The sequence below is a fragment of the Pseudomonas sp. MM213 genome (assembly GCF_020423045.1).
In the GTDB taxonomy this organism is placed as follows: domain Bacteria; phylum Pseudomonadota; class Gammaproteobacteria; order Pseudomonadales; family Pseudomonadaceae; genus Aquipseudomonas; species Aquipseudomonas migulae.
Genome location: NZ_CP081943.1, coordinates 3,198,436 through 3,219,945 on the forward strand (window position 1 = coordinate 3,198,436; position 21,510 = coordinate 3,219,945).

At 58.4% G+C, this 21,510-nt stretch carries 18 protein-coding genes and 1 pseudogene; 12 read left to right on the forward strand and 7 right to left on the reverse strand.

Annotated features, from left to right (window positions below; all coding sequences use genetic code 11):
- Positions 1–200: 200 nt before the first annotated feature.
- From K5R88_RS30970 to K5R88_RS14570, 5 genes and pseudogenes are all read left to right on the forward strand, one after another.
- A pseudogene (locus K5R88_RS30970) lies at positions 201–1,040 on the forward strand (HAMP domain-containing protein); the annotation flags it as partial.
- 141 nt (positions 1,041–1,181) lie between these two features.
- Positions 1,182–1,946 (forward strand): methyl-accepting chemotaxis protein, encoded by a 765-nt coding sequence (locus K5R88_RS30975; RefSeq protein WP_442963604.1) that lies wholly within the window; start codon positions 1,182–1,184, stop codon positions 1,944–1,946.
- A 183-nt stretch (positions 1,947–2,129) separates the two neighbouring features.
- On the forward strand, positions 2,130–3,251 hold the full coding sequence (locus K5R88_RS14560) for a glycosyltransferase family 4 protein (protein WP_226300167.1): 1,122 nt from the start codon (positions 2,130–2,132) through the stop codon (positions 3,249–3,251).
- Positions 3,244–4,020 carry a DUF2334 domain-containing protein gene (locus K5R88_RS14565; protein ID WP_226300168.1) on the forward strand — a complete coding sequence of 259 codons (777 nt, stop codon included), beginning with the start codon at positions 3,244–3,246 and terminating at the stop codon, positions 4,018–4,020. Before K5R88_RS14560 ends, K5R88_RS14565 begins: the two co-directional genes overlap by 8 nt.
- The gene (locus K5R88_RS14570) at positions 4,017–5,012 is read left to right on the forward strand and encodes a lysylphosphatidylglycerol synthase transmembrane domain-containing protein (RefSeq protein ID WP_226300169.1); all 996 of its coding nucleotides are present in this window, start codon (positions 4,017–4,019) and stop codon (positions 5,010–5,012) included. Before K5R88_RS14565 ends, K5R88_RS14570 begins: the two co-directional genes overlap by 4 nt.
- Positions 5,013–5,949: 937 nt before the next feature.
- On the opposite strand, the gene K5R88_RS14575 is transcribed toward K5R88_RS14570, so the two are convergent.
- Both K5R88_RS14575 and purU read right to left on the reverse strand, forming a co-directional pair.
- Positions 5,950–6,141, reverse strand: a complete 192-nt coding sequence (locus K5R88_RS14575; RefSeq protein ID WP_226300170.1) for a hypothetical protein — start codon at positions 6,139–6,141, stop codon at positions 5,950–5,952.
- 86 nt (positions 6,142–6,227) lie between these two features.
- Positions 6,228–7,076 carry a formyltetrahydrofolate deformylase gene (gene purU / locus K5R88_RS14580; protein WP_008031689.1) on the reverse strand — a complete coding sequence of 283 codons (849 nt, stop codon included), beginning with the start codon at positions 7,074–7,076 and terminating at the stop codon, positions 6,228–6,230.
- A 339-nt stretch (positions 7,077–7,415) separates the two neighbouring features.
- Here purU and mvaT point away from each other — a divergent pair, with 339 nt between their 5' ends.
- Positions 7,416–7,793 carry a histone-like nucleoid-structuring protein MvaT gene (mvaT, locus tag K5R88_RS14585; RefSeq protein ID WP_007933316.1) on the forward strand — a complete coding sequence of 126 codons (378 nt, stop codon included), beginning with the start codon at positions 7,416–7,418 and terminating at the stop codon, positions 7,791–7,793.
- 99 nt (positions 7,794–7,892) lie between these two features.
- Here mvaT and sbcB read toward each other — a convergent pair whose 3' ends face one another.
- Positions 7,893–9,323, reverse strand: a complete 1,431-nt coding sequence (sbcB, locus tag K5R88_RS14590; RefSeq protein ID WP_226300171.1) for an exodeoxyribonuclease I — start codon at positions 9,321–9,323, stop codon at positions 7,893–7,895.
- 184 nt (positions 9,324–9,507) lie between these two features.
- Between sbcB and K5R88_RS14595 the strand changes: the two genes are divergently transcribed.
- The 6 genes from K5R88_RS14595 to K5R88_RS14620 are packed head-to-tail and all read left to right on the forward strand — an operon-like array spanning position 9,508 to position 16,227.
- A complete protein-coding gene (locus tag K5R88_RS14595; RefSeq protein ID WP_223450202.1) occupies positions 9,508–10,233 on the forward strand; it encodes an RDD family protein in 726 nt (241 codons plus the stop codon).
- Entirely contained in the window at positions 10,230–11,207 is a 978-nt protein-coding gene (locus K5R88_RS14600) for a stage II sporulation protein M (protein WP_226300172.1), read from the forward strand. Before K5R88_RS14595 ends, K5R88_RS14600 begins: the two co-directional genes overlap by 4 nt.
- On the forward strand, positions 11,194–12,741 hold the full coding sequence (locus tag K5R88_RS14605) for a DUF4129 domain-containing protein (RefSeq protein WP_226300173.1): 1,548 nt from the start codon (positions 11,194–11,196) through the stop codon (positions 12,739–12,741). The genes K5R88_RS14600 and K5R88_RS14605 overlap by 14 nt, the downstream gene beginning before the upstream one ends.
- Positions 12,738–13,901 (forward strand): DUF4350 domain-containing protein, encoded by a 1,164-nt coding sequence (locus K5R88_RS14610; RefSeq protein WP_226300174.1) that lies wholly within the window; start codon positions 12,738–12,740, stop codon positions 13,899–13,901. The genes K5R88_RS14605 and K5R88_RS14610 overlap by 4 nt, the downstream gene beginning before the upstream one ends.
- Positions 13,898–14,899, forward strand: a complete 1,002-nt coding sequence (locus K5R88_RS14615) for an AAA family ATPase (protein WP_008041951.1) — start codon at positions 13,898–13,900, stop codon at positions 14,897–14,899. Before K5R88_RS14610 ends, K5R88_RS14615 begins: the two co-directional genes overlap by 4 nt.
- Entirely contained in the window at positions 14,896–16,227 is a 1,332-nt protein-coding gene (locus K5R88_RS14620; protein WP_226300175.1) for a DUF58 domain-containing protein, read from the forward strand. The genes K5R88_RS14615 and K5R88_RS14620 overlap by 4 nt, the downstream gene beginning before the upstream one ends.
- Positions 16,228–16,288: 61 nt before the next feature.
- On the opposite strand, the gene K5R88_RS14625 is transcribed toward K5R88_RS14620, so the two are convergent.
- From K5R88_RS14625 to K5R88_RS14640, 4 genes are all read right to left on the reverse strand, one after another.
- Entirely contained in the window at positions 16,289–16,840 is a 552-nt protein-coding gene (locus K5R88_RS14625; RefSeq protein WP_226300176.1) for a hypothetical protein, read from the reverse strand.
- An 89-nt stretch (positions 16,841–16,929) separates the two neighbouring features.
- On the reverse strand, positions 16,930–17,961 hold the full coding sequence (locus K5R88_RS14630; RefSeq protein WP_226300177.1) for a hypothetical protein: 1,032 nt from the start codon (positions 17,959–17,961) through the stop codon (positions 16,930–16,932).
- Entirely contained in the window at positions 17,907–18,482 is a 576-nt protein-coding gene (locus tag K5R88_RS14635; protein ID WP_226300178.1) for a hypothetical protein, read from the reverse strand. Before K5R88_RS14635 ends, K5R88_RS14630 begins: the two co-directional genes overlap by 55 nt.
- On the reverse strand, positions 18,479–21,484 hold the full coding sequence (locus K5R88_RS14640) for a neuraminidase-like domain-containing protein (protein ID WP_226300179.1): 3,006 nt from the start codon (positions 21,482–21,484) through the stop codon (positions 18,479–18,481). The genes K5R88_RS14635 and K5R88_RS14640 overlap by 4 nt, the downstream gene beginning before the upstream one ends.
- Positions 21,485–21,510 lie beyond the last annotated feature (26 nt).

Genomic DNA, 21,510 nt, shown 5'->3' on the forward strand with positions numbered 1-21,510 from the left:
GCGCTTCCTTATAAAAGCGCGCCTTGGGCATTAAGACCTTAGCGGAACCCCAAGCCATGAACAAAAATCTGCGCTTCAGCCATAAAATCCTGCTTGCCGCCGCCCTCATCGTCATTGCCGCGTTCGCCTCGTTCACCCTGTACAACGACTATCTACAGCGCAACGCCATTCGCGAGGACCTGGACAAGAATCTGCAAAAAATGGGCAGCGTGACTGCCAACAATATCCAGACCTGGCTGACCGGGCGCAGTCTGCTGATCGAAAACCTCGCACAAAACGCCGCGCTGAACCCGGACATCGGCAACGTCGCCAAGCTGCTGGAGCAGAAGGCGGTGACGTCGACCTTCATGGGGGCTTACATTGGCAACAAGGATGGCACCTTCATCATCCGCCCGGACAGCAAAATGCCGGATGGCTATGACCCGCGCGCCCGCCCTTGGTACAAAAGTGCCCAAAGCACCAGCGGCTCGGCGCTGACCGAACCCTACATCGATCTGGCCTCTGGCCAACTGGTCATCTCCATCGTCAACAGTGTGCTCAAGGACGGCCAGAACATTGGCGTGGTCGGTGGTGACCTGAGCCTGCAAGTGATCGCCGACAGCCTGAATGCGCTGGACTTCGATGGCATGGGTTATGCGTTCCTGGTCAGCGCCGATGGCAAGATCCTGGTGCACCCGGACAAAGCGCTGGTGATGAAATCCCTGGCTGAGTCGTACCCGAAAAATACACCGCGTATCAGCAGCGATTTCAGTGAAGTGGAAGTCGATGGCAAAACCCGCATCGTCACTTTCACCCCGATCAAAGGCCTGTCTTCCGTCAACTGGTACATCGGTCTGTCGGTGGATAAGGACAAAGCCTTCGCGAAACTCAGCGATTTCCGCGCCTCGGCGGTCGTTGCGACCGTCATCGCAGTTGCGATCATCATTGCCTTGCTGGGCATGCTGATCCGCATCCTGATCCAGCCGCTGCACGTCATGACCCGCGCCATGGCCGACATTGCCGACGGCGAGGGCGACCTGACCAAACGCCTCACTATCCAGAACAACGATGAATTCGGCCTCCTGGGCACCGCGTTCAACCGTTTCGTGGAGCGCATTCACGGTTCGATCCGCGAAGTGTCTTCGGCCACCGGCCAGGTCAACGAAGTGGCGCTGCGCGTAGTCGCGGCTTCCAACTCGTCGATGTACAACTCCGACCAGCAAGCTTCGCGTACCAGCAGCGTCGCCGCCGCGATCAATCAGCTCGGTGCCGCGGCCCAGGAAATCGCGCGCAATGCCGCCCAGGCGTCGAGCCAGGCCAGCGATGCCCGAAACCTCGCCGAAGACGGCCAACAGGTGGTGGATCGCAGCATTGTCGCGATGAACCAACTGTCGAGCATGCTCAGCGCTTCGAGCACCAACATCGAATCGCTGAACAGCAAAACCGTGAACATCGGGCAGATTCTCGAAGTGATCACCAGCATTTCCCAGCAAACCAACCTGCTGGCGCTGAACGCCGCGATCGAAGCGGCCCGTGCCGGTGAAGCCGGGCGTGGTTTTGCCGTGGTAGCCGATGAAGTGCGCAACCTGGCACACCGCACGCAGGAATCGGCGCAGCAGGTGCAGACCATGATCGAGGAGCTGCAAATCGGCGCCCGCGAATCCGTCAGCACCATGAGCGACAGCCAGCGCCACAGTCAGGACAGCGTGGAAATCGCCAACCTGGCGGGCGAACGCCTGAACAGCGTGACGTTGCGCATTGGTGAGATCGACGGGATGAACCAGTCCGTGGCGACGGCGACCGAGGAACAGACAGCGGTGGTGGAGTCGATCAACGTCGACATTACCGAGATCAATACGCTGAACCAGGAAGGGGTGGAAAACCTGCAATCGACGTTGCGGGCGTGTTCGGACCTGGAGCAGCAGGCGGCGCGTCTCAAGCAGTTGGTCGGTAGTTTCCGGATCTGATGCGCTTCTGAGGGCCCCTTCGCGGGCAAGCCTCGCTCCTACAAGGTTTTACGTGAACCTGTAGGAGCGAGCGGTGCGGCGATCCGACTTGCCCGCGAAGACGGTCTGTAACACACCACAAAACCCCAGCCGAACATCTATTCTTCATAAAGGTCAACCAAGGGAGTACAACGGACCGGAGGGATGTTCATCGTGCACATCGCGGACATAACCATGTTCTACGCCCCTGCCAGCGGTGGCGTGCGCACGTATCTGGATGCAAAACACCGTCGCCTGGGCGTCAAGCCCGGCATTCGCCACAGCCTGCTGATCCCCGGTTCACACTTGAGCGAACAGGACGGCGTTTACACGGTTCCGGCCCCTGCCCTGCCCTTCGGCAAGGGTTATCGTTTCCCTCTCCGTCTCGCCCCTTGGCGAAATGTCCTTCAAGATTTGCAGCCCGATCTGATCGAGGTCGGCGACCCGTACCTCACAGCCTGGGCGGCGCTCGATGCCCGCCGCCAGCTCGACGTGCCAGTGATCGGCTTCTATCACTCGGACTTACCGCTGCTGGTCAGCAATCGCATGGGCAATTGGGTCACAACCAACGTCGAAGCGTATGTCAAAAAGCTCTACGGCAACTTCGACCGGGTCTTGGCGCCGAGCCGGATCATGGCCGACAAACTGACCAGCCTGGGCGTGAACAACGTTTTCGTCCAAACCCTGGGCGTCGACCTGCAAACCTTTCATCCCGATGCCCGGGATCCAAGCCTGCGCACGCAACTGGGCATCAATGAAAATACACACCTGCTGATTTTTGCCGGGCGAGGCTCCAAGGAAAAAAACCTGCCGGTGTTGCTGGAATGCATGCGACGCCTGGGACGGCGTTATCACCTGTTGCTGGTGGGGTCGTCGATGCCGGCCGTGGTCCCGGACAACGTCACCGTCATCCATGAGTTCTGCCCCGTCACGCAGGTGGCGAAGTTGATGGCCAGCGCCGATGCGCTGCTGCATGCCGGAGACCAGGAAACGTTTGGCCTGGTGATCCTCGAAGCCATGGCCAGCGGCATTCCGGTCGTAGCCGTGGCGGCGGGAGCCTTTGAAGAAATCATCAGTGCAGAATGCGGGCTGCTGTGCGCGCCGAACGACCCGGTGGCGATGGCCAATGCGGTGCGGGAGCTGTTCAGTTCAGGCAGTGCCGCGCTCGGCCAACAAGCGCGCCTCCATGTCGAACGGTATTACTCGTGGGACGCGGTGGTCACCAGCCTGCTGGGCCACTATCACGCCGTCCTCGGCAACCAATGGCCGCTGGCCGCCAATGGTTGAGCCCATGACCGCGCCCAGCCTGTTACTCGTGCTGCATGACGTCGCGCCGCACACCTGGGCCGATTACCAACCGTTTGTCGAAGCCGTGGACGCCTTGGGTGAAGTGCCGATGACCTGGCTGGTGGTGCCGGATTACCACAGACACAACGATCTGGAGGCACACCCGGGGTTGCGCCGCCTGCTGACCGGTCGTGTCGCCCGAGGTGACGAACTGGCGCTGCACGGCTATTTTCATTGTGATGACGAGCCGCCGCCCAACACGCCACGAGACTGGTTCATGCGCCGCATTTATACCCGTGAAGGCGAGTTCTACACGCTGTCGCAGGACGCAGCCCTCGCGCGTCTGCGCGCAGGTATCGAGCTGTTTCATCGCTATCACTGGCCGCTCGAAGGGTTCGTCGCTCCGGCCTGGTTGATGAGCGAAGGTACGCGCCAGGCCTTGCGCCAGTTACCCCTGAGTTACACCAGCGATCCACAGCATCTGTTTCGTCTACCGGATTTCACCCCGGTCGATGCGCCAGGACTGGTCTGGAGTGCGCGCAGCGCATGGCGGCGAGGTTTGTCGAAGCTCGTCAGCGATCAGCGCGAGCAACGCTTGCGCCAGGCGCCGGTGATTCGTCTGGGCCTGCACCCGGTGGACATGCGTCATCGGTTCGCGCGTGATTACTGGCTGCACACCCTCAAGCGATTACTCGACCAAGGCCGCATGCCGATGACCAAGGCTCGTTGGCTGGCGCTGCACAGCGACCGTGTCGGTCGCGCCGCATGAGCCGGGGGATTCTGCTGTTTGTCGCACTGCTCGCGGCGGTGCTGATTCCGCTGCTGCTGGGTGGCAACCAGACCTGGTCGCGATTGCAAAGCTTTCCACTGAGCTGGTTGCTGATCATGTTCGGCATGATCCTGCTGTGCTGGGTGGTGAACACGATGCGCTTGCGCCTGTTGCTGGGTGATGAGCGCGACAAGGTCAGCCCGGTCAAAAGCCTCGGCGTGGTGATGGCTGCCGAGTTCGCCTACTGCGCCACACCGGGCGGCAGCGGCGGACCGCTGACCATCATGGCGCTGCTGGCCCGCAACGGGGTGCGCCCGGCACGGGGCAGCGCGGTTTTCGCCATGGACCAACTCAGCGATCTGCTGTTCTTTCTCTGCGCATTAAGCGGGATTCTGATTTATGCGCTGTTCCAGCACCTCAGTGAACGCATGGAGTGGCTGCTGACCGTCAGTGCGATATCGATGTTCGGCGGGCTGCTCAGTTGTGTGGTGATCGCGCGCTACCATCGGCTGCTGATTCGCCTGAGCGGGCGGCTGCTCGCACGCCTCAATGTCAAAGGCACCACGCGCCTGCGCTGGGCGCGAAAACTCCTGCACTTTCTTGCGGCGTTCACTGACACGCTGAAGTTGCCCTTTCGGACTTTGATCAAGGTGTTTGCCCTGACCTGTGTGCATTGGATGCTGCGCTATAGCGTGTTGTACCTGGCGTTGCGCGGGCTTGGCGCGGATTTGCAGTGGGCCTGGAGCTTTTTGATTCAGATGCTTTCGCTGAGTGCGGGGCAGTTCAGCCTGTTGCCGGGGGGCGCCGGGGCGGCGGAGTTGACCTCGGCTGCATTGCTGGCGCCCATGGTGGGGAAATCCACTGCGGCGGCGGCGATTCTGATTTGGCGGGCGGTGACTTATTACTTTTATCTGGTGGTGGGGGGGCCGGTGTTTTTGTTGATGGTTGGGCGGCCGTTGTTGAAGAAGTTGATGAGGTTTAGGCAGGCTTAGGGCTTTTTTGATGGTGTACATATCCGTTTTTTGGTTACGGCGGCTATTGGTTTCGCCCTTACGGCGAGTCACTTTCGAAAAGCGCGAAAGTAACCAAAGCGCTTCTGCCCCTTTCGTTCGGTGCCTCGCCTAGGCTCGGCATCCCCTCGCTCCGGTCCTGCTCCGTGGGCCCGCCGCCATCGGCCATCCCTGGCCGGGGGCGGCTAACCCGGCATCCATGCCGGGTTGCCCACTGCGCAGAACCTCCACTCGGCCTCTCGAGGGGGCGACTACCGCCACAGCCGCCGAGGCGGCCTGAAAGCCGACCTGGCTCTTTGGTGTACGTCTCTACTGCGTTCACTCATTCCGGATATGTACACCGCTCCCCTGTAGGAGCCGGCTTGCTGGCGATGGCGTCCTTTCAGGCGATAGGTGTGTCGACTGACCCACCGCTATCGCCAGCAAGCCGGCTCCTACACGGGATTGGGTTCACACGACTCAAAATTGTAGGAGCTGGCTTGCCGGCGATGGACGTCAACGATAACGCGGGCTGTCTGAATGAACGCGTTGTCCGGACGTTTTTCGCGGGCAAGCCTCGCTCCTACAGGGAATCGCGTTTGCTTTTGATTTTCACCACTCATCAGGCCGAGCGTTAGCTCGCCTTCAGCTTTTGATCTGAGCGCCCCCTCGAGAGGCCGAGTGGAGGTTCTGCGCAGTGGGCAACCCGGCATGGATGCCGGGTTAGCCGCCCCCGGCCATGGATGGCCGATGGCGGCGGGCCCACGGAGCAGGACCGGAGCGAGGGCATGGCGAGCCTTAGCGAGCCACCGAACGAAAGGGGCAAGAGCGCTTGGTTACTTGGCGCTTCTCCAAGTGACTCGCCGTAAGGGCGAAACCAATAGCCGCCGTTACCAAAGAAACGGATATGTACACAATCAAAACGAGCGAACGCCAGACCTCAAGACCGCTTCGCCGGCAAACCAGCGCCTACAAGGTCAGGCTCAGGATTCAACTGCTCCCACAACTCCGCCGCACCGGGGAATTCCGTGCCGTCTTCGGCGCTCAAATCATCCGGATCATAACGACTCAAACACCCCTCCCCCAATGTCGCGGGAGCCTTGGAAGTAGCTTTGTCCAGTGGATCAGCCATGGTCATGTCCTCAGTGCAGAAACGGCGAAGGGCCTGGAACGATTGAACGCCCAGGCCCTTCGAATTTCAACCGCGTCGTGTGACGGTCAGAACACTACAGTCTTATTACCGTGCACCAACACCCGGTCTTCCAGGTGATAACGCAGACCGCGGGCCAACACCATTTTCTCGACATCACGACCGAAACGCACCATGTCTTCGATGCTGTCACTGTGGCTGACGCGCACAACGTCTTGCTCGATGATCGGGCCGGCGTCCAGCTCTTCGGTCACGTAGTGGCACGTCGCACCGATCAACTTCACCCCACGCATGGAAGCCTGGTGATACGGCTTGGCGCCGACGAACGACGGCAGGAAGCTGTGGTGAATGTTGATGACCTTGTGCGCATACTCGCTGCACAACTCGGGCGGCAGGATTTGCATGTAACGGGCAAGTACCACCACTTCGGCATCGTGCTGTTTGACCAGGCGCGAGACTTCGGCAAACGCCGGCTCTTTATCCTGCGGATTGACCGGTACGTGGTAGTAAGGAATGCCGTGCCACTCAACCATGCTGCGCAAATCATCATGGTTGGAAATCACACAGGAGATTTCGCAATCCAGTTCATCGCTGTGCCAGCGGTGCAGCAAGTCGGCCAGGCAATGGGACTCACGGCTTGCCATCAACACCACGCGCTTCTTCTGCGCGGTATCGGTAATGCGCCAGTTCATCGAGAACTCTTCGGCAATCGGCGCGAACGCCTCGCGGAAAGCCTCGATACCAAAAGGCAGCGAGTCGGCACGAATTTCGTGACGCATGAAAAACCAGCCACTGAGATTGTCCGAGTGGTGGCTCGCTTCAGTGATCCAGCCGTTATGTGACGCCAGAAAGTTACTGACTTTAGCAACGATGCCGACGCGGTCCGGGCAAGCAATCACCAGCCGAAAAGTGCGCATGAGGGGGAAACTCCAGAACTTCGCAAAGGCCGCCATTCTAGCGATTGCGCAAAAAAACTGCAGTATAGATGACACCTCGCGTGGCACGAAGGCCGCTGGCACAAGCGTTGAGGGCTGTCGGTTACCTGCGCGATGGTGATCCTGTCAGCATTCTTCAAGCATTCAATTGTGAATATCTGTGATACCTGCGTCACACTATTTAACTGTACATCCAATTTGCGCCCTATTCATCGCAACTAATTTAAATAAACCCCGGTTAAATGTTTACTTGATGAAACACCCTGACTATTATTGCCGCACTGTCCCCTGCCATCCAGCGCACAACATAAGGTAGTCCCCATGTCCTTGATCAACGAATATCGTGCCACCGAAGAAGCTATCAAAGAGCTGCAAGCCCGTTTGAAGAACCTGTCCCAAGACGACAAACTGCAAACCGAGCTGGAATTCGAAGGCAAACTGCGCACCCTGATGGGCGAATACTCCAAGTCCCTGCGTGACATCATTGCGCTGTTGGATCCAGAATCCAAAACCAAAGCACCACGCGGCGGCGCAGTAAAAACTACTGGCACCAAGCGTGCTCGCAAAGTTAAACAATACAAAAACCCGCACAACGGCGAAGTCATCGAAACCAAAGGTGGCAACCACAAAACTCTGAAAGAGTGGAAAGCCAAGTGGGGCGGCGACGTGGTTGAAGGCTGGGCTACCCTGCTGGGCTAAGCCGCAAAGCTTGTCGCAGACCCATCCGCGACAAAAAAGAACGCCAGCAATCGCTGGCGTTTTTTTATGCCCGAGATTCAGGCCCGTGCATTTTCATTTTCAAAGATTCAAACGTTTGCGCAATGCCTGGACATAATTGTTCCACTCATTGAGCACCTCTTGCTGGAATGGCGTCGCAGTAATGTTCAATTGGGCTGCAGCTTCTACAAATGCTTCCAGGGTATTGGGTGCCCCGCACTCGGGCGCTGACAAACGTTGCTGACAGAATACTCGCCAGCGTTCTTGCTCTTCGAAACTCAACGTTTCGGGAAAGTTACGTGCGCGATATCGAAACAATAATTCAGGCAAACGTTCATCATCGAAAGGCCATTGCTCTTGCGCTAATTGCGCCGGGTCAGCCGCCCGGACTTGCTCACAAAGACGCCGGTCCCGATCACCGATAAAACCATCGTATAACTGTTGTTCAGGGTCTTGGCTCTGGGCGAAATCCTCTCGGGCATAAATGGCCTGAACTTTATCTCGCCAAATTGTTTGTGCGGCACTTAGTCGCAGCGTGCGTTCCTGATAAAGCGCCATATCCAGCCCCAGTCGTTGCTGATCATCGGGACGAAGCACCGACAACGGCGCCACCACCGGGCATTTGTTGATGTGGATGAGTTTGAGCGGCACCGGCAGTTCGCCTTCGGCCAGTTCATCGCGACGGGTATACAAACGCTGGCGCAAGGTCTCGGCATCCAGGTCGAGCAACCCCTGGGGATCCAGATGCAGGTCACAGACAATCAGCGCGTTCTTGTTGCGCGGATGCCAGGCCAGCGGCAACACCACGCCGACATAACTGCGTGCCGCCGAAAAACGCCCGGAAATGTGCACCATCGGCTGCAACAGCCGAATCTGATCCATCACCTTTTGTTTGCTGCGCAACTGAAACAGCCAGTCGTAGAGCTTCGGCTGTTTTTCCCGGATCAGACGTGCCAGTGCGATAGTCGCGCGAACGTCCGACAGCGCTTCGTGAGCATTACCGTGATCGATACCGTTGGCGGCGGTCAGGCGTTCGAGCTTGAGCGTCACCCGTCCTTCGTCGTCCGTCGGCCAAACCAGGCCATCGGGCCGCAAGGCATACGCCGCACGCACCACATCGATCAGGTCCCAGCGACTGTTACCGCCCTGCCACTCGCGGGCATAGGGGTCGAAGAAATTTCGGTACAGGCTGTAACGAGTCATCTCGTCGTCGAAACGCAAGGTGTTGTAACCCGCGCCACAAGTGCCCGGTGCCGCCAGTTGCGCGTGTACCCGAGTCATGAAATCGGCTTCGCTCAAACCGTGTTCGCTCAGTTGGCCCGGCGTGATGCCGGTGATCGCGCAGGCCGCCGGATGCGGCAGGATGTCTTCACTGGGCTGGCAATAAAGATTGACCGGCTCGTCTATGACATTGAGATCAAAGTCAGTGCGCAGCCCCGCCACTTGCAGTGGACGGTCGCAACGCGGGTTGATGCCGGTGGTTTCATAGTCGTACCAGAAGATCGAGGTCACGGGCTATTCCTGAACTGAAGATCGGCGAAGTCTAGGCGTTCACATCCCGCCCCGGCCAGTAATCTTGCATTCAATCACCTCTGACCACGCACCGTGCAATACATAGTTATGTCGTTTCCCCCCTTGAGGCTGCTAGCATCGGACGCACAGAGAATCCCGATCAGGCCACATCATCAGGTTGCCCATGCTCGAGACCACAGCACTGCAAAGGAAAGCGACGCTGTCCCCGCCACTGGATACGCGGTATCAGGTTGAAACGCCGGAAGGCATCGACTTGCCACTGCGCCCGGCCGGGTTGATGGTCCGTGCGCTGGCGTTCTCCATCGACCTCGGGCTGCGCGGGCTGATTCTGGGTCTGCTGTTTATCGTCCTCGCGTTTCTGGGAAAACTCGGCGCCGGGCTGGGCTCGATCCTGCTGTTCGCAGTGAGCTGGTGGTACATGGTGTTGTTCGAAGTGCTCAATCAGGGACGCTCGCCGGGCAAGCAATGGATGGGCCTGCGGGTGGTGCAGGATGACGGCACGCCGATCGGCTGGTCCGCTTCGCTGTTGCGCAACCTGCTGCGATTTGTCGACCTGTTGCCGTTCGGCTATTTCCTCGGCGCCATCAGTTGCCTGCAACACCCCAGCTTCAAACGCCTCGGTGACCTGGCCGCCGGCACGCTGGTCATCTACCGCGAACAGCCGCTCACCCGACCGCAAGTACCCGACGCCGAACCGCGACGTCCGGCCTTCGCCATGACGCTGACCGAGCAACGCGCCATCCTCGGGTTTGCCGAACGCCAGGGTGAACTCTCCGAAGCTCGGGTCAATGAACTTGCCTCTATCCTCGCCCAACCGTTGAACGTCCCTGCGCCACGAGCGGTGGCGGAACTCAACGGCATCGCCCGCGGCTTGTTGGGCCCCGCATGAAGCAAAGTCTTTTCGAGAATCGCCACAAGGCTGAATGGGCGCAGTTTTCCCTCATCCTCGACAGTCTGGAGCGCAATAAAGACACCTCACGTGTCGCCAGTTTTGCGAAAGACTATCGCCGGCTCTGCCAGCACCTGGCACTGGCTCAGGAGCGTGGATACAGCAGTTTCCTGATCGACTCGTTGCAGCAACAGGTCCTGCGCGGGCATCAACAACTTTATCGACATCGCAGCCGCCTGGGTGCCAATGTGCTCGGCTTCATCCTCGCGGATTTTCCGCGGCTGGTGCGCGAACAGTGGCGCTTCGTGCTGGCCGCCAGCCTGATGTTTTTTGGCAGCCTGATCGGCTTCGCACTGTTGGTGTATCTGTTCCCGGACCTGGTCTACAACCTGATCCCGGCACAACAGGTCAGCGACATGCAAAGCATGTACGACCCCAGCTCCGGACACCTGGGTCGCTCCGCGGAACGGGCGGCCAGTGAAGACTGGGTGATGTTCGGCTTCTACATCATGCACAACATCGGCATCGCTTTTCAGACGTTCGCCAGCGGTTTGCTGTTTGGCCTGGGCAGCGCGTTTTTCCTGTTCTTCAATGGCTTGATGATCGGCGCGGTGGCCGGGCACCTGACGCAGATCGGCTACGGGCAAACCTTCTGGTCGTTCGTGATCGGCCACGGTGCTTTCGAACTCAGCGCCATTGCCCTGGCGGGTGCCGCCGGCCTGCAACTGGGCTGGGCATTGATCGCACCGGGGCGCCAGCCACGCGCCGAAGCGTTGCGAGTCGCGGCGCGCAAAAGCGTATTACTGATTTGCGGGGTCATGCTGTTTCTGTTGATCGCTGCATTTATCGAAGCCTACTGGTCATCCATGACCGGGCCGGCGCCGATGACCAAGTATCTGGTCGGCGCGATGCTGTGGTTTTTGGTAGCAATGTATCTGCTGTTTGCCGGACGGACTCGTCATGCGCCTGAGTGACGCGACCGTGGTGATCCGCCCTCGAGCAACCTGGGAAGCCATGGACCTCGGCGTCCTGCTGAGCCAGCGGCACCGACGCCTGTTGATGACCAGTTGGGCCATCGTGACCTTGCCGGTTTTCGCCTTGCTCACCTTGTTGTTGTGGGATTCACCGTCCCTCGCCGCTTTCATTTTCTGGTGGCTGAAACCGGCGTTCGAACGCCTGCCACTGTACATCCTGTCCAAAGCCATGTTCGGTGAAACGCCCACTTTGAAACAGGCGCTGCGCCAATGGCCGAGATTGCTCAAGCCACAATTGCTCGCCAGCCTCACCTGGCGACGCTTGAGTCTGAGTCGCAGTTTCCTGATGCCGGTGGTGCAACTCGAAGGCCTGAGTGGGCAAGCGCGGCAGCAGCGCTTGCAGGTACTGTTGCAACGCGACAGCGGCGCGGCGCGCTGGCTGACGATCATCGGCGTGCATCTGGAAAGTGCACTGTGGGTCGGCCTGATGGTGCTGTTTTATCTGTTCCTGCCGCAACAGGTTGAACTCGACTGGAGCTGGCAGACGCTGCTGTCCGCCGCCACACAAGACTGGCGCTGGCTGGAACACCTGACCAACGTGTTTTACGTGTTGGTGCTCGTGGTGTGGGAACCGGTTTACGTGGCCTGCGGCTTCAGCCTTTATCTGAACCGGCGCACGGTGCTGGAGGCCTGGGATATCGAGCTGGTGTTCCGTCGTCTGCGCCAACGCTTGAGCAGTACCGCCGTCACCCTGCTGCTGGCGGCATTTTTGCTGATGCCAGCGGCGCAAACCGTGTGGGCCGCCGAGCCCGCGATCTCACCGGACAGCCCGCGTCTGCTGGACCAGCCTCTGACCAGCCAGGCGTCCCGGGACAGCATCAAGGCGATCCTCGATCAGCCGCCATTCAAGAACAAGGAAACGGTCACCCGCTATCGTTTTGGCGGCGAAGACAAACCCGCCGCCGAAACACCGGACGATGGCAAGGCCCCCGAGTGGCTGAAGGCGCTGCTCAAGTTGCTGGATAACCAGCGTTTCGGTGCATTGGCCACCCTGATTGAAGTGCTGCTGTGGGGTACGGTGATCGGGGTCATCAGTTTGTTGATCTGGCGTTACCGCGACTGGTTGCAGGCGTTCGTCAGTCGCCGACCGAGGTTGCCGCGCAAAGTTGCACGGCCGCTGCCACAGCAAGCATTCGGCCTGGATCTCAACCGTGAAACCCTGCCTGCCGACATCGCCGCCAGTGCGGAAAGCCTCTGGCAAACCAACCCGCGTGAAGCTCTCGGATTGCTTTATCGCGCCCTGCTCAGTCACTTGCTGCACGACTACAACATGGCGCTGAAACCGGCCGACACCGAGGGGGAGGTGCTGGAGCGCGTTGAACACCTGCAGCAACCCGCGCTGCTGACTTTCAGCAAAAAACTGACGGGGCACTGGCAGAACATGGCCTACGGGCATCGCCTGCCCCCCGCGCAGGTGCAACAGGAACTCTGTGATGGCTGGCGGGCGCTGTTCGGCCCGGGAGCGGCGCATTGAACCGGCGTCTCTGGCTGGCGGTCGGCGTGTTCATCGCGGTGCTATTGGCTGCGCTGAGTGTTTATCTGTTCTTCAAGGCAACGCCCTATCAGGCAGACATCGATCACGGCCCTTCGCCCGAAGCCCAGGCCAACCCTTATCTGGCCGCCGAACACTTCCTGCGCAAACAGGGCCTGACCGTCGGCCATGCCAACAGCCTCGACGTGCTGCCGACGCTGGACCCGCGCCAGCACAGCCTTTTGTTGCTCGGCGACCGGCAAAACATGACGCCACGGCAGATTGACCAAGTGATGAACTGGACCCGCGCCGGTGGGCGCCTGTTGTTCATCGCCGAATCACTGTGGGATGAAAAAACCGGCCAAAGCAATGACCTGCTGCTCGACCGGGTGCAGGTGCACCAGTCACTGAGCAAAGACCTCAAGGACCCGCCACCCGCTACCGGTGAGGATCCTTACCCCAACCTGACCAAACTGTATCTTGAGGATGAAGACGCCCCGGCCTACGCCACCTTCGATACCGCGTTCCATCTCGAAGACCCGAACAATCTCGCGCAAGCCTGGGCCAACAGCGGCAAGGCCACGCACATGATGCAACTCAACCAAGGGCTCGGCTCGATCATCGTGGTCACCGACGCCGACCTGTGGAAAACCCCGGCCATCGACCAGTACGACAATGCCTGGCTGCTCTGGTACCTGACCGCGGACACCCAGGTGACGCTGCTGTTCAACACCGATCACGACAGCCTGCCGACCTTGTTGCTGCGCTATTTCCCTCAGGCATTGGTCGCGCTCATCGCCCTGATCGGCCTTGGCCTCTGGCATGTCGGTGTGCGCCACGGTCCATTGATTGAACCGGCGCCGAGAGCCCGTCGACAACTTCAGGAACACCTGCGTGCCAGCGCCGATTTCATCTTGCGCCGCAGCGGTCAGGACAGTCTGCTGCAAGCCTTGCAACAAGACATCCTGCGCCGGGTACGGCGTCGTCATCCCGGTTTTGATCAACTCGGCGTCGCCGAACAATGGCTGGTGCTCGCACGCCTGACCGGCCAACCCACACGCGCTATCAGCCAGGCCATGAGCCCACGACCGAAGCAACGACTGTCCAGCGTTGAATTCAGCCGTCAGGTCGCCCACCTGCAAACCTTGAGGAACGCCTTATGAGTGAACAGATCGAGCCCGGCGCGCCTAGCCATGCCGAGCAGCAACGCCAGCGCGCCAGTTATCTGGCCCAAGCGATAAGAGTTGAATTGCAAAAAGCCGTGATCGGCCAGAACACGGTGATCGATGACGTACTCACCGCGTTGATTGCCGGCGGTCATGTGCTGCTCGAAGGCGTGCCGGGGCTGGGCAAGACCTTGTTGGTGCGCGCCCTCGCCCGCTGCTTCGGTGGCGAATTCGCGCGCATTCAGTTCACCCCGGACCTGATGCCCAGCGACGTCACCGGCCACGCGGTGTACGACCTGCAAACCGAGCAATTCAAACTGCGCAAAGGGCCGTTGTTCACCAACCTGTTGCTCGCCGACGAAATCAACCGCGCCCCGGCGAAAACCCAGGCGGCGCTGCTCGAAGCCATGCAGGAACGGCAAGTCACCCTCGAAGGCCGCGCCCTGCCCATCGCGCAACCGTTCATGGTGCTCGCCACGCAAAACCCCATCGAACAGGAAGGCACTTACCCGCTGCCCGAAGCCGAGCTCGACCGCTTCATGCTCAAGGTGCGCATGGATTACCCCGACGCCGAACAAGAGCTGAACATGGTGCGTCAGGTCAGCCGTTCGACCCGGGCCGACATGCTCGATGTGCAACCACTGCGCACCGTGTTGCAAGCCAAGGACGTGCTGGCCTTGCAACGCATCGCCAGTGATTTGCCGCTGGACGATCAGGTCCTCGACTACGCCGTGCGCCTGGCCCGCACCACCCGCAGCTGGCCCGGCCTGACCCTCGGCGCCGGGCCTCGGGCGTCCATCGCGCTGGTGCGCTGCGCTCGGGCACGGGCCTTGTTGCGCGGCGGTGAGTTCGTGATTCCGGATGACATCAAGGGCTGCGCGCTGGCGGTGTTGCGCCATCGCGTACGCATCGCACCGGAGCTGGATATCGAAGGGCTGGAGGTCGATCACGTGCTGCGGCAACTGCTCGATCAAGTGCCGGCGCCACGTCTGTGAAACCCTCGCGCCTGCTGCTGATCTGGCTCGCAATCCTGCTGGCCATCGGCATCGTGCTGGGCACCTTGCGCGCACTGGACATTGCGCTGCCCTCAAGCCTGTTGTCGATCCAATGGGGTTTATTGCTGGCGCTACTGGCCCTGGCAATACTCGATGCTGCCCGCCTCACACGCCTGCACTCGCCCCGGATAACACGACAAATGCCCGGCAGCCTGGCCCTCGGTCGCTGGAGCGAAGTCCGACTGGACGTTGAGCACAACTTTCCCCAACCACTGACGGTCCAGATTTTCGACCACGTCCCCGACGGCCTGAACTTCGAAAACCTCCCCCTGTCAGTCGAACTTCAGCCCGGTCAGCACAGCCAGGTCGGCTATCGCCTGCGCCCGCTCAAACGTGGCCACTTCAGCTTCGATCACTGCGAAATCAACCTGCCCAGCCCATTGGGCCTGTGGTCCGGCAAACGGCTTCTGAGCGTCACCGACCACACCCGCGTCTACCCCGACTTCGCCCGCCTCTACGGCGGCCAACTGCTGGCGGTGGACAACTGGCTCAGCCAGCTCGGCGTACGCCAACGACAACGACGTGGCCTGGGTATGGAGTTTCATCAGCTACGGGAATTTCGCGAAGGCGACAGCCTGCGCCAGATCGACTGGAAAGCCACCGCCCGGCAACGCACACCGATTGCCCGGGAGTATCAGGATGAGCGCGACCAACAGATTATCTTCATGCTCGATTGCGGAAGGCACATGCGCAGTCACGACGGCGAGCTGGCGCATTTCGATCATGCGCTGAATGCGTGCCTGCTGTTGAGTTACGTGGCGTTGCGCCAGGGTGATGCGGTGGGTCTGAGCACCTTTGCCAGCGATCAACCGCGTTATCTCGCACCGGTTAAAGGGGCCGGTCAGCTCAACGTATTGCTCAACACGGTCTACGACCTGAACAGCACTCAACGCAGCGCTGACTATCAGGCCGCTGCTACTCAACTGCTGGCCCGACAGAAACGCCGGTCTCTGGTGGTGGTAGTGACCAACCTGCGGGACGAAGACGACGAAGAATTACTCACCGCCGTAAATCGCCTGGGCAAGCAGCATCGAGTGTTGGTCGCCAGCCTCAGGGAAGACGTGCTCGACACGCTGCGCCAGTCACCGGTGCAAACGTTGAACGAAGCGCTGACGTATTGCGGGACTGTGGATTACTTGAATGCGCGGGCCGCACTCCATGAACGGTTGGACGCTCATGGAGTGCCGGTGGTGGATGCGCTGCCCGGTGAACTGGGGGCGGCGTTGGTAACGCGTTACATGAGCTGGAAAAAAGCAGGGATGAGTTAACCGATTGTCACGCCCGCCCCATCCACTCGAACCCTAACTCCTGCCGCCATCAACGATTGCGCTACACGCGAACTCCGGCTGGCACCTCATAATGCCTGTCGTCTAACTGGATGCTTTTCAACTTAAGCGGTACGAGATGCAGGTCCACTCTGATGTCAGTCATGCGCAATCCCGACGAGCCACCTAAATCAGAGCCCTGCAGTTTCAGAGCAATATTCTTGTCGGCTGCCACCACACCCCTGATCCCATAAGAGGGATAGAGATTCCAGTCGGCTAGCGGCTGCCTGGTTTTTTTGCCGCTCAAATCAATAAAATCATTTTCCCCGGAAACGGTTTTAATCTCCACCCCGGCGTTGTCGCCGTCCCCAAAATTTTCATACTGAAAGGAAATCTTATAGCTCGCCCCCTTCAGTTGTTCTTCAGTGAAGATCGCCGTCTCGAATGCCTGAGAAACACCAGCCTTCCGGTTCATTGTCAGATAGTTACCAAAAAAGGGATCCTCAAATGACACCGCGTTCCCGACGCCATCGTGCGCCCAGTGACTTTTCCACGTTGCTGGGAATCTGCCATCTTTAATCAGATTACGTCCCTGAATTTCGTCTTCGCTCATCATGATTTCACCTGTATTGATCCATGGTTGTCGATTCAACCCACTACCCGTCATTTCGTTTACCAGCGCCCCAGCATCAGGGCCGTTTCACCTCAATCGCCCAGATTGTCCAGCACGGCTTCGGTGTAAGCCGTGCCACCGGCCTTCGCCAGATAACGCACTTGCACAATGATGTCCGTCAGACTGCTGATCAGCTTTGCCTGGTCAACTGATTTTGGTCGTGGAAACGCGAGCCGCCAAAGCGAAACACAGCCGGTCCCCTCAAACGGTAGATAGCGTTCATCACCGAAATTCAGCTGATGCATGCCGGGATCGTCAACTCCGTGGCTGATCCCCACTTGCTGATGGCTGCGCGGGTTGAGCAAAATATCGAGGGGCGGCATTTGGTTTTCTTCGGGCTCATAAAAATAAACAAGTGAGTCGATGTTGGCTTTGAGCACCGTGGCGCTGCTGATTTGCGTCAGGGTTGCTCTAACATCCTGATACGGGCCCTGCACCGCCGGCAAAGACACTGAAACGGTGGTGATCTGTCGGCAGTAATGACCGGGGTAATCGCTGTCGAACATCCGCTGGGTGAACTCGAAATCGAGCTTGCCTTCCTTGAGCTCATCGATCACTGACTCCCAGGTTCTTGCCAGTGTGTACTTGCCTTGCTCGAACAGCTGGCGCAAGGAGATCGTCTTGGTCAGCTCCAGTCGACGCTCGTTGCGCTCCAGGAACATGCGTTCCATACGCAGCAGGTCAAGCAGCATCGACTGCCCGGCGCTCAGGCCGTGGCGATCGTCCATCCAGGCGCTGGTACGAATCACCCGCGTGTCGAAGTCGCCCATTTCGTACTGGAAGGCGGCTTCCACGCTCAGGCACAACCCCACCACGGCGTCATAGGCCTGGAAGTACAACGTGGCCATCTGGCTCAATAACCAACGGTAGAGTTCGACGTTGGTGGCCCGGGTTTTGTAGAACGCGTAGATTTCCTGGGCGTGCTGGTTGGCTTTTTTCGTTTGAGCCAGGCTCTCTTTGGCTCCGAGGATTGTGTGATGCAGGGACTTCAGATTTTCCTCGACAACCATTAGTTCGCTATTGGCCTGGGCTTCGGCGAAGGTCCATTCCTGACCTCGACGCACGTAAAAAGCGGATCGTTGGAAAATTTCCCCCCTGCATAAGCCAAGGCACCCGCAGTAGTTACATTCAGGCCGAGCTTATCCAGCGCAGCCCCCCACGAATTACCACCATATGAAGTCCCCTGGGTGTTCGGTGCCGAGTCCGCCACAGCCGCAGCAGTATGTGGCGCCATGGCAACCGCGCCCAGGAGCTTGCCTAAAAGTGATAGGGTGTCCCCAGTAATTTCCAGCCCCAGCAGCCAATTACCATTGAGACCTTTGTAGTGTTCAGCCCGCTCTTCAATCATGCTTCGGCTGTTCTCTAGACCTTCCTGCGAAGCCTCTAACTGCTTGATCGTCTCCTCCTGAATGGTTACGGCATGCACTCCCAGTGCGAGGACATGGCTGTGCTGCAACTCTTCCAGCTGCCCACGATCACGCTGTTCCATCAACTGAAGCACCTCACGGCCGAACCCGATAAGGGTTTGCACCGCGTTTTGCGCCGTGGACAGTATCGTGCGGAAACGATAGTGCGGAATGTTCAACCACCCCCCGCGTTGCGCGACGCTCCCGATGAGCCGCCGGCCTGTGCATGCAGCAGATCGAGCGGGTTGGTCGGAGGGGCATACAGTCGCAGCGACATTGGTTTGCCATCGATGGTCAGGTTGTGCCGCATGTTCCAAAGGCACTCTTCAATGTATTTCCAGGTGTCGAGCAATTGTTCATTAGTGAAGGGACGAAACACTTCCAGCCCTAATATCTCGAAGTCGGGCGTCCCATTGACGCGCGCCGGCAGGTTCGCGACATCGACATCCAGTGATCGTGCGAATGTCTCCAGCGCCGAGGCACCGGCCTTTGGTTTGGAATCGAGAATGTCTTTTGCAGACTGGGGTTTCCAGTGGCTCATGGCTTTTGCAGTGGGTGCCGGGCCCATCAGCGACAAGGCGCGCACGTATTGCAGTTTCGCTGCCACCAGGCTATCGCGGGTCAACCGCCGGTAAAGCGAATCGGCGTGGGCAATGATGCAGCGCACGTACCCCATGAAAATGGCTTTGCGGTAGTGAATCCTATTCGAAAACGCGATGGCGTCGGGGTCCACCAGGCCCTTGGCTTCAAAACCGATATCGCCTTTTTCCAGCAACGGACGGCAGAGCCAAAAGCGTTCACTCGTATCCTTTTTGCCCGGGCGTGCTGTTCGAATGTGTGGGTTGAATATGTATTGGTACCAGCGCTGCGATTCCTGGTAATTGCGCTCCTCGCACAAACGATGGGCAATCAGGAACGGCAGATGAAAGAACAGCTCCCAATAAAATTGCCCGTGGGCACTGTTGAAGTCGATAACGGTGTTGCCGCCCTCTGGTCCGGGCTCAAGGGTGTTCTGAGTGGCCAGGGACAAGACTTCATCAATGGAAATAGCTGCTTTGGCCACCAGTTCGGGACCGAACGTAGAGGTGAGGCGTATCCATTCGACCCCATTGACTCCCAGAGGCCGAGTATCCAGAAACTGCGCACCGGAGGCCTGTTTGCTGAGCAAAGGTACGTTGCTGGCGTTGGGTACCTGTTTGATCTCGATGTCATAGCGGTTGCGACCAAAACGGCCATCGGCATTCTCACCCCACGCGACACTCAGCTTTTTACCGACAGGGTTACCTGTCCAGCGATACTGAATCCAGGGGGTTTGAAACCACCCTTCTAACTCGCCGATGCTCTCCCAATGCCCGGGCATAGCATCAGCACCCTCCATAATTTTCAAAGCCAGCTCAACGGTCTCTGGCTTTTTCAGCATCGAAAGAGCGTTTATACTATTTGTTAACGGCGTATAGGCATCGCCGACCAATACTGAAAACCCGGCACCACTCCTGATATCACGTGGTTGCATCGACCACAGTGTTTCCAACTGTTGGGGCGTTAGCAGTACAACCTTACTAGCAGTTACCCATCTGCCATTGGATGTAAAATCTGTGTACGTGAAGTTTTCTATAACGACAGGAGTTTCATCCAGGCCATCAAAACACAAAGAAAACGCCAATGGGCCTGGCGACTCCCTGTAGCAGGTACATCTGACCCCCTTATCCCCAGCTTTTGAGAGTTCGAAATAGGTGGTGCTAGAAAGTACGTCCTCTTTCACCACAAGGACAATTTCCTTTAGATCAAACTCCGGCCGATTGAGATCACATACGCCTTGCACCTGCAACACGTTAACGGTTTCAAATACCCCTTCGATCAGAGTTTGCCGGCTACTGAAGTTAAAGTTCAATGACAAAAATTTGTTCAGCAGTCCTTCCCGGGTATCTCCGACCGCAGCAACACTTGTAGCGGGCACGAGCGACTGAGTGATCGTTACATACTCGCTGAGCAATAATTTATGCTGCAAACTGTTTTGATTGGAAAAGCGTCCATTGGCCAATACCTTGAGACTTGCAACATTCGGAACTTGTGGTTCGAACAGCGCATTTCTCGCCGCGAAAATCCATCCGTTTTCTTGCTCGTCCATTGCTTCCACGCTTGCCAACCCCGGTGGCAAGTCCGTGGTGGTAAAGCACACCGCCAACAGGTCGTCGACATCTTTTTTTAATCCGGCATAGGTCACCACCACCAGACGCGATGACGCCTCGGACGCCTTGGCGAACTCCTTTTTACCCAGGCTCAAAGGCGTCGACCATATCCCGTTCACCGCCCGATAAGACAGCGTGACCTCTATCTGCCAAGTGCCCGGGATGGTGATCTCATTGCCGTCATTGTCCTTTTCAACCCTGTCTGGCGCTTGCAACCCTTCGACCTGAACGATCATCAAACGCCCGGCGAAAAACACCGGCCGCATTGCCAGTACCGTCGCCGAAGCGGGAATGCCTATGGGTTTCCATTCAGTCCAGGCTGCGGGATTGAGAAATGTACTGTTGGCGCTTAACTCGACATGGGCTTTGCGCCAGAAGTAGCCAAAGGGTTGAACTCGTTGCCGGCCAATAAAGTAATAGTCCGCGTTTTTGAAGTGCTCTCCCTTTCCAGTTCCCGTACTGTCAATACTGTCGATGTACCCTGAACACATATCAAGGTTGCAGACTTCTTCAAAGCCTTTCAAATGTTCAAACAAAGCCATTTGTACGGACGCATCGCCAAGGCTTGCTTGACCCAGATTATTCTCAAGTTCTTTGAATGACTCGGATTTTGTCAGGCGTAGTGTTGGAATTAGCCAGTTTTCCGGATATTCAACCAGCATCTGATAACCCGCCCAGTCGCTGATATTGCAATAGCGCTGATGCCAAGCCACTAACTCCTCGCGGGTAAACTCCTTGGTATGCCCAGGTTCCAGGCCGCCGTAAATGGCTCCAATATACTGTTGCATGCAAGCAATGGCTTCAGCCAGGCGCGATGTCTCGGGTTGCTGGCCTACCTGACTGTCCAGCAGCAGGTAGTGATACAAATCATCGAGAGAGGTGAGATCAAGGCTCTTGGTTGCGTCTTGATTCGGTGCAACTTGCCCAAGATAAAAATCCGCGAGGGCCATGCAACGACGCTCTTCCAAATTACCAATAATAGAACTATCCACTGTTATTCTCCTGGAATTCTGCATGA

What these genes read in the sequence shown, in the direction of transcription:
- K5R88_RS30975 (WP_442963604.1), top strand. Translation starts at nt 1,182, where the DNA reads ATGTACAACTCCGACCAGCAAGCTTCGCGTACCAGCAGCGTCGCCGCC.
- K5R88_RS14560 (WP_226300167.1), top strand. Translation starts at nt 2,130, where the DNA reads ATGTTCATCGTGCACATCGCGGACATAACCATGTTCTACGCCCCTGCC.
- K5R88_RS14565 (WP_226300168.1), top strand. Translation starts at nt 3,244, where the DNA reads ATGGTTGAGCCCATGACCGCGCCCAGCCTGTTACTCGTGCTGCATGAC.
- K5R88_RS14570 (WP_226300169.1), top strand. Translation starts at nt 4,017, where the DNA reads ATGAGCCGGGGGATTCTGCTGTTTGTCGCACTGCTCGCGGCGGTGCTG.
- K5R88_RS14575 (WP_226300170.1), bottom strand. Translation starts at nt 6,141, where the DNA reads ATGGCTGATCCACTGGACAAAGCTACTTCCAAGGCTCCCGCGACATTG.
- purU (WP_008031689.1), bottom strand. Translation starts at nt 7,076, where the DNA reads ATGCGCACTTTTCGGCTGGTGATTGCTTGCCCGGACCGCGTCGGCATC.
- mvaT (WP_007933316.1), top strand. Translation starts at nt 7,416, where the DNA reads ATGTCCTTGATCAACGAATATCGTGCCACCGAAGAAGCTATCAAAGAG.
- K5R88_RS14595 (WP_223450202.1), top strand. Translation starts at nt 9,508, where the DNA reads ATGCTCGAGACCACAGCACTGCAAAGGAAAGCGACGCTGTCCCCGCCA.
- K5R88_RS14600 (WP_226300172.1), top strand. Translation starts at nt 10,230, where the DNA reads ATGAAGCAAAGTCTTTTCGAGAATCGCCACAAGGCTGAATGGGCGCAG.
- K5R88_RS14605 (WP_226300173.1), top strand. Translation starts at nt 11,194, where the DNA reads ATGCGCCTGAGTGACGCGACCGTGGTGATCCGCCCTCGAGCAACCTGG.
- K5R88_RS14615 (WP_008041951.1), top strand. Translation starts at nt 13,898, where the DNA reads ATGAGTGAACAGATCGAGCCCGGCGCGCCTAGCCATGCCGAGCAGCAA.
- K5R88_RS14625 (WP_226300176.1), bottom strand. Translation starts at nt 16,840, where the DNA reads ATGATGAGCGAAGACGAAATTCAGGGACGTAATCTGATTAAAGATGGC.